Source organism: Sphingopyxis sp. BSN-002 (assembly GCF_022024275.1).
GTDB lineage: Bacteria > Pseudomonadota > Alphaproteobacteria > Sphingomonadales > Sphingomonadaceae > Sphingopyxis.
In genome coordinates, this window is the sequence record NZ_CP091804.1 from 3,725,900 (window position 1) to 3,732,098 (window position 6,199).

Annotated in this window: 8 protein-coding genes; 4 read left to right on the plus strand and 4 right to left on the minus strand. The window is 64.5% G+C overall.

Going from position 1 to position 6,199, the window contains the following annotated elements; translation table 11 throughout:
- The first annotated feature begins 2 nt into the window (after nt 1-2).
- The 3 genes from L7H23_RS18445 to L7H23_RS18455 all read left to right on the plus strand — a co-directional run bounded on the left by L7H23_RS18445 (nt 3) and on the right by L7H23_RS18455 (nt 1,732).
- Entirely contained in the window at nt 3-578 is a 576-nt protein-coding gene (locus tag L7H23_RS18445) for a hypothetical protein (RefSeq protein ID WP_237837318.1), read from the plus strand.
- Between the two features lie 87 nt (nt 579-665).
- On the plus strand, nt 666-1,385 hold the full coding sequence (gene cysE, locus L7H23_RS18450) for a serine O-acetyltransferase (protein ID WP_237837319.1): 720 nt from the start codon (nt 666-668) through the stop codon (nt 1,383-1,385).
- On the plus strand, nt 1,385-1,732 hold the full coding sequence (locus L7H23_RS18455; RefSeq protein ID WP_237837320.1) for a DUF2794 domain-containing protein: 348 nt from the start codon (nt 1,385-1,387) through the stop codon (nt 1,730-1,732). The genes cysE and L7H23_RS18455 overlap by 1 nt, the downstream gene beginning before the upstream one ends.
- Here the strand turns inward: L7H23_RS18455 and L7H23_RS18460 are convergent.
- Together L7H23_RS18460 and L7H23_RS18465 are read right to left on the minus strand one after the other, a co-directional pair.
- Nucleotides 1,710-2,783 (minus strand): hypothetical protein, encoded by a 1,074-nt coding sequence (locus L7H23_RS18460; protein ID WP_237837321.1) that lies wholly within the window; start codon nt 2,781-2,783, stop codon nt 1,710-1,712. The genes L7H23_RS18455 and L7H23_RS18460 overlap by 23 nt on opposite strands.
- Nucleotides 2,784-2,900: 117 nt before the next feature.
- A complete protein-coding gene (locus L7H23_RS18465; RefSeq protein WP_237837322.1) occupies nt 2,901-3,803 on the minus strand; it encodes an SDR family oxidoreductase in 903 nt (300 codons plus the stop codon).
- A 198-nt stretch (nt 3,804-4,001) separates the two neighbouring features.
- On the opposite strand from L7H23_RS18465, the gene L7H23_RS18470 reads away from it, so the two are divergent.
- Nucleotides 4,002-5,375 carry a porin gene (locus L7H23_RS18470; RefSeq protein ID WP_237837323.1) on the plus strand — a complete coding sequence of 458 codons (1,374 nt, stop codon included), beginning with the start codon at nt 4,002-4,004 and terminating at the stop codon, nt 5,373-5,375.
- 217 nt (nt 5,376-5,592) lie between these two features.
- On the opposite strand, the gene L7H23_RS18475 is transcribed toward L7H23_RS18470, so the two are convergent.
- The gene (locus tag L7H23_RS18475) at nt 5,593-5,991 is read right to left on the minus strand and encodes a DUF805 domain-containing protein (RefSeq protein ID WP_237837324.1); all 399 of its coding nucleotides are present in this window, start codon (nt 5,989-5,991) and stop codon (nt 5,593-5,595) included.
- A gap of 10 nt (nt 5,992-6,001) precedes the next feature.
- On the minus strand, nt 6,002-6,199 hold a 198-nt coding region (locus L7H23_RS18480), incomplete at its 5' end, for a hypothetical protein (protein ID WP_237837325.1).

The following is a 6,199-nucleotide window of genomic DNA, read 5'->3' on the forward strand; positions in this document are numbered from 1 at the left end:
TGATGGTGGCGGTGCCCCGTGAGGAGCGACCCGCCATCGCCGTGCTGTGGGCGTTCGCCGAACGGCTGACCAAGCTGCTGCAGGATGCGCGCGAGCCGCTGATCGGCCAGATCAAGCTCGCCTGGTGGCGCGACATGATGGCGATGCTTGCAAAGGATCCCGCGGCGCTGCCGAAGGGCGAGCCGTTGCTTGCCGAATTGCAGGCAGGCTGGGCGGGACGGAGCGGTCTCGACGCGCTCGTCGATGCCGCCGAGGCGATGCTGCTTGCGGAAGATGGTGCGACGCGTGGCGAGGCTTCCGCAGCTTTCGGCGAAACGCTGTTTGGGCTGTCGGGCGCTCCGGGCGGCGCGCGCTGGGGGATGCTCTGGGGCGCGGGCCTCCAGGAGGGCGCCGAGGAAGCGCGCCAGTTATTTTCCGGGGCGCGTAACCGGCAGGCGCCGCCGCGCGTATCCTTTAGAGGAAACAAGGCTTTGCTGATGCTCGATCGCTGGGCGGCGATGATCGCTGCGAACGACGGCGAACGGCACTGGCGCAGCGAAGGCTTGCTCCTGTTCCGTATCGGTCTGCTCGGCCGCTGACGGAATAAATGTCGCCGGGGGTGGAAAAGCTGCCGCCGAACATATATCTAGTGCGGTACAGAAATAGGGTCGCAGGGGACATAGACGATGTTCAATGGGCTGATAGCCTATCTGGATTCGATCAAGGCGCGCGATCCCGCGCCGCGGTCGCGCTGGGAAATTCTTCTTTATCCGGGCCTTCTTGCGGTCGGCATGCACCGCGCCGCGCACTGGCTGTTCGAGGCCGAGCTGTTTTTCCTCGCGCGCTTCGTCAATCATTTCTCGCGCTGGATGACCGGCATCGACATCCATCCGGGCGCGAAGATCGGGCAACATCTCTTCATCGACCACGGCTTCGGCGTCGTTATCGGCGAGACGGCGGAGATCGGTGACAATGTCTCGATCTATCAGGGCGTCACGCTCGGTGGCACCGACCCCGCGAACGGCATCGGCGGCAAGCGCCATCCGACCTTGGCCGACGACGTGATCGTCGGTTCGGGTGCGCAGGTACTCGGCCCCGTCACCGTCAATGCCCGCGCGCGCGTCGGCGCCAATGCCGTCGTCACCAAGGATGTGCCCGAGGGTGCGGTGATGGTCGGCATCCCGGCGCGTTCGACCCTGCTCGATGCCAGCGAATATGCGCGCGAGTTCGTGCCCTATGGAACGCCGTGCAGCGAAACCTTCGATCCGGCGACGCAGAAGCTGGAAATCCTGCAATGCCAGCTCGAGCTGATGCAGAAGCAGCTCGCGACGTTGCTCGAAGAGCGTGATGCGCTCGCTGCGGAACTCGATGCGCCGCGGCGCAAGGGGAGCCGGAAAAGCGCCTGATGGGAACAGTCACGCCGCTGCCATTCGCGAACAGGGCAACGCCGCAGCAGACCGGTTTCGATCGCGCTGAACTGACGCGCATTCTCGATCTCTACGGCCGCATGGTCGCCGCCGGTCACTGGCGCGATTATGCGATGGACTTCCATCGCGATGCGGCGATCTTCTCGGCCTTTCGCCGTGCCGCCGAGCGTCCCGAATATCGCATAGAAAAACGCCCCGCCTTGCGGAGCCGGCAGGGCATGTGGGCCCTTGTCTCCGAAGCCGGGGCTATTCTCAAGCGCGGGGACGAGCTTTCTAACGTGCTCGCCCCCGTCGAGCGCAAGCTTATGAAGCTGGTTGGGGACTGATCGAACGGATCGTCGCCGGCAGCTGGTTTGCGAGGTTGTCGGGCAGGAAACCGACCACCGCCGCCCGGGCATTCTGCCAGAAGGCCGAGAGCAGCAGCAGCGCCGAGCCGATCACGAACGCCGTCAGCGCGACGTTGAGTTCGACCGCGCCAAACTCGCGGAACAGCTGGGTCATCGCGAACAGCACATAGGCGAGCGCCGAGACGAGCAAGGCGCGGCGGTCGATCGCCAGAGCGATCAGCCCGAAGCCGATATAGATGGCGACGACGAGCAGCGCGGCGCCGCTGCCGATATTGTCGCCCTGCGTGACGCCGAGCAGGTGGAAGATCGGATGGACGATCATCGGCGCGGCGAGCAGGTGAAGCCAGAAGGCGACGTCGCTGCGGCGCGTCTGACGGATCCGGTCGCTGCGATCCCACCACATGGCGAGAGTGAAGACACCGAGGCCGGCAATGAGCACGAGGATCATCGGCAGCGTCTGATCGGGGCTTTCGACGCCGACGGCCGCCAGCACCAGCGCAACCGCCGTCGCGGCAAGGGCCGCAGTTCCGGCCGCAACGGTGATCGGAACCATGAAGCGCTTCCAGTGGAACCAGGTCGCGGCTGCGGTGACGAGCGCGATGGCTCCGGCCACCGCCGTGACGGTCGATTCATTGGGATGGTTGCCGAAGATCGCTTCGCCATGCTTGAACAGGAAGCCGATCATCGTCGCGCAGACGCCCGCCGAAAAGGCGAGGACGAGGACGATGCTGGGGAGCGCCATGCGGCGCTTGCGGGTGAAATATTCGGCGAGGAACCAGGCCGAGCCTGCGACGAACGCGCCGGCAAGGGCAGGGTGGATCGACTCGCCGATCCAGCCGACCGCGACGAGCAGGATTACCGCCGCGATGCTGACGAAAATATCGTTGAAGCCCGTGATGAGGCGGAAGGATTCTTCATCCGCCGCGGGCGCGGCGCGGACCGACGCGATATGCGACCGGAAAGCCGCGGCGGCCTCCGGCGTCAGTACCTTCGCATCGACCGCGGCTTGCAGGTCGGTTTCACTATACATCGGGGTCGTCCTTTATGTGACCGATCCCCTTGCCCCGACGATGTTATGCCATTGGCGTATTGCTGTGTCAATACAGTGATGCGCCGCCGCCCGATCGGGACGGCGGCGTCATCAGGATCAGCCGAGCGCCTGCAGCGCGCGCATCACGATCATCGACTGTTCGCTGCCCGACTGCGGAACGATCTCGCCATTGCGGTCGATGATCTTTTCCCAGGCCGCGGCGACGCCCTCGGGCGTGCGCTGGTCTTCGGGGAGTGCGACCCCCGGGGTCGCGGTGACGTAGGCCGCATGGAACGCGCCCGCGCCTGCGCCGACGATCATGTTGGTCGGTGCGTCCTCGCTGACGAGATAGAGCGCGGCCGGAACGACATTCTCCGGCGTGAACTTCTCGAACAGTTCGGGCGGGAAGATGTCTTCGGTCATCCGCGTGCCCGCGACCGGCGCGATCGTGTTGCAGCGGATGTTGTACTTCGCGCCCTCAAGGTGCAGCGTCTTGGTCAGGCCTGCGAGGCCGAGCTTCGCCGCGCCGTAATTGGCCTGGCCGAAATTGCCGTAGAGACCGGTCGACGAGGCGGTCATCAGCAGGCGGCCATAGGCCTGCTCGCGCATGATGTCCCAGACCGCCTTGGTGACGTTGGCGCTGCCGCTGACATGAACCTTCAGCACGAGGTCGAAGTCGGCGGGTTCCATCTTCGCGAAGCTCTTGTCGCGCAGGATGCCGGCGTTGTTGATGACGATGTGGACGCCGCCCCATTCTTCTTTCGCCTTGGCGACCATTTCGACCATCTGGTCATATTCGGTGACGCTGCCGCCGTTCGACATGGCGGTGCCGCCCGCGGCGCGGATTTCCTCGACGACCTGCAGTGCGGCATCCGAATGCCCGGTGCCGTCGCGTGCGCCGCCCAGATCGTTGACGACGACCTTCGCGCCGCGGCGCGCGAGTTCGAGCGCATAGGCGCGGCCAAGGCCGCCGCCGGCCCCGGTAACAATAGCAACACGGCCGTCAAATTTGATCGTCATAGCGGACTCCTGAAATGGGCAATCCCGCAGAACAGGTTGCCCGATAAAACCGGATTGTCCTTAGCCGCTCGCGCCCCGCAGGCAAGCGGGGAATGAAAACGTAATCTGAAACAAAAATGTCATGCGAATGACGTGTAATTGTCACGAATCCGTCATAGCAGCCGCCAACGCCACCTTACGCAACGGAGCCGAATCCCCATGCGCCAGAAATTGTCCGCTATCCTGCTCGCGACGACGATGCTCGCCTTGCCGTCGACCGCGCATGCACAGGCGATGAGCGCCGAGGAAGCGGCGGCGCTGCGGGCCGAGCTCGCCGCGCTGAAAGCCCAGGTCAACACGCTCGAGGCACGTCTCGATGCGGCGACGGGCCAGCCGGGCGCCGCGCCTGCGCCCGTCGCCACGCCGGCACCGGCGCCTGCGCCGTCGGTCACCGCGAAACCCGCGACCGAAATCGCGTGGAAGGGCGCCCCCGAACTCAAGACCGCCGACGGCTGGAGCTTCAAGCCCCGCGGCCGCATGCAGGTCGACCTTACGAGCATCGACACGCCTCCGGGCGTTACCGATACGCACGGCGGCGTCGGCACCGAATTCCGCCGCGTGTTCCTTGGCTTCGAAGGAAAGATCCCGGGCGGGTTCGGCTATCGCGCCGAGGCGGATATCGCAAACAGCGGCGTCGAGCTGACCGATGTCTACATGACCTATGGGACCGGGCCGCTCACGATCACCGCGGGGCAGCACAAACCCTTCTGGTCGCTCGAGGAGCTGACCAGCGACCTCTTCACCAGCATGCTCGAGCGGGCGGCCTTCACCCAGGCGTTCGGTTTCGAGCGCCGCGTCGGCATGTCGGCGCAATATAAGGGCAAGGCCTTCCTGGTGCAGGGCGGCGTGTTCGGCGACAATGCCAACGACCTGCTCAGCGACGCGGACAACAGCGTCAGCCTCGACGCGCGCGCGGTCTGGATGCCCAAGTTCGGCGATGCGCAGCTTCACCTCGGCGGTTCGGGGCATTGGCGCAACGTCAACGATGCGCCCGGCGGCGTCCGCTATTCGCCGCGACCGTTCGTTCATACGACGAACACGCGCATCCTCGACACCGGGGCGTTCAATGCGTCGAGCGAGCGCGGTCTCGGCCTCGAAGGCGCTGCGCTTGTCGGACCGTTCCACTTTGCGAGCGAAGGCTTCTGGCAGACCGCGCGCCGCCCCGGCTTTGCCGACCCGACCTTTTTCGGCGGTTATGCCGAGGTCGGCTATGTCCTGACGCGCGGCGATGCGCGTGCGTACAAGGATGGGGCGTTCGACCGTCTCGCGCCGTCGCGGCCAATCAATGCCGGCGGTCCCGGCGCGATCGAGATCAATGCGCGTTACGACTATCTGGATCTCAACGATGCCGGGATCATCGGCGGCCGCCAGCGGACGCTCGGCGTGTCGCTCGTCTGGGCGCCGATCTCCTACGTCCGCATCACGGCCAACTATGGCCGCCTGATGTTCGATGATGCGGTGATTGCCGCCGTCAACGGCGACCGCGACTATTCGGCCGATGCCTTCGGCCTCCGGACCCAGCTCGATTTCTGATTCTGATCGAGGTCTGCTTTGGAGTGGAGAGCGGCCGTTGCAGGAGCGAGCTGGTGTCCCCTCCCGCTTGCGGGAGGGGCAGTGAGGCTTGCCAGCTTGCTGGCTAGCCGCAGCGGGGTGGGTTGATCGCAACGTCGCTGCCCACCCCCGACCCCTCCCGCAAGCGGGAGGGGAGAAGAGCGTCCGCAAACGGTCGGAAGCTGACGTTCTTCGGTCGTTACCGGAATATGTGCGCCAACGCACTGGGTGGCGCGTCTTGCGTCTTGCTGATCAAGCCAATCAGTGCGGGGATTAACTTAATCGCGGTCGATAAATCGATAAATTGCCAAGTCGACGTGCCCACTTGAATTTCGAGCAGTTCCCAAGTGATCGACATCGGGAAAAGGCAGAGCGCCGCCCACCAGCGCGAAAAACCCGCATCGTGCAGCCGCCTCACCGTTGTCACCGTGTAAATTATCATAAGCAATGCAAGCAGTATGAGTGACGGCATGGATCCAAGCGCGCTCCCAAGCGCCCAAATACCTGCAACGGCACACCCGAGAATTATGAGCGCGATCCAGTAGTGCTCACGTGAAGTACGGCCCCAAGGCAATAACATATGGCTGGCGCGGATCATGGGCGCTTCTTTAAGACAAATCTTCCATCGTCTGCAATCGGTCGATTGCTGCTACGACATCCTGATTTGCGCTGACCGTCGAAAATGGGGTGGCAAGCGGACGCTTTCCATGTGAACCCCGGCGAAAGCCGGGGCCCAGTCCGCTGGTGAAATCATGGGCCCCGGCTTTCGCCGGGGTGCACATCTCTATCGTCAGCAATCGGTCGAA

Coding starts and splice junctions, on each gene's coding strand:
- L7H23_RS18445 (WP_237837318.1), top strand. CDS start 3: ATGGTGGCGGTGCCCCGTGAGGAGCGACCCGCCATCGCCGTGCTGTGG.
- cysE (WP_237837319.1), top strand. CDS start 666: ATGTTCAATGGGCTGATAGCCTATCTGGATTCGATCAAGGCGCGCGAT.
- L7H23_RS18455 (WP_237837320.1), top strand. CDS start 1,385: ATGGGAACAGTCACGCCGCTGCCATTCGCGAACAGGGCAACGCCGCAG.
- L7H23_RS18460 (WP_237837321.1), bottom strand. CDS start 2,783: ATGTATAGTGAAACCGACCTGCAAGCCGCGGTCGATGCGAAGGTACTG.
- L7H23_RS18465 (WP_237837322.1), bottom strand. CDS start 3,803: ATGACGATCAAATTTGACGGCCGTGTTGCTATTGTTACCGGGGCCGGC.
- L7H23_RS18470 (WP_237837323.1), top strand. CDS start 4,002: ATGCGCCAGAAATTGTCCGCTATCCTGCTCGCGACGACGATGCTCGCC.
- L7H23_RS18475 (WP_237837324.1), bottom strand. CDS start 5,991: ATGATCCGCGCCAGCCATATGTTATTGCCTTGGGGCCGTACTTCACGT.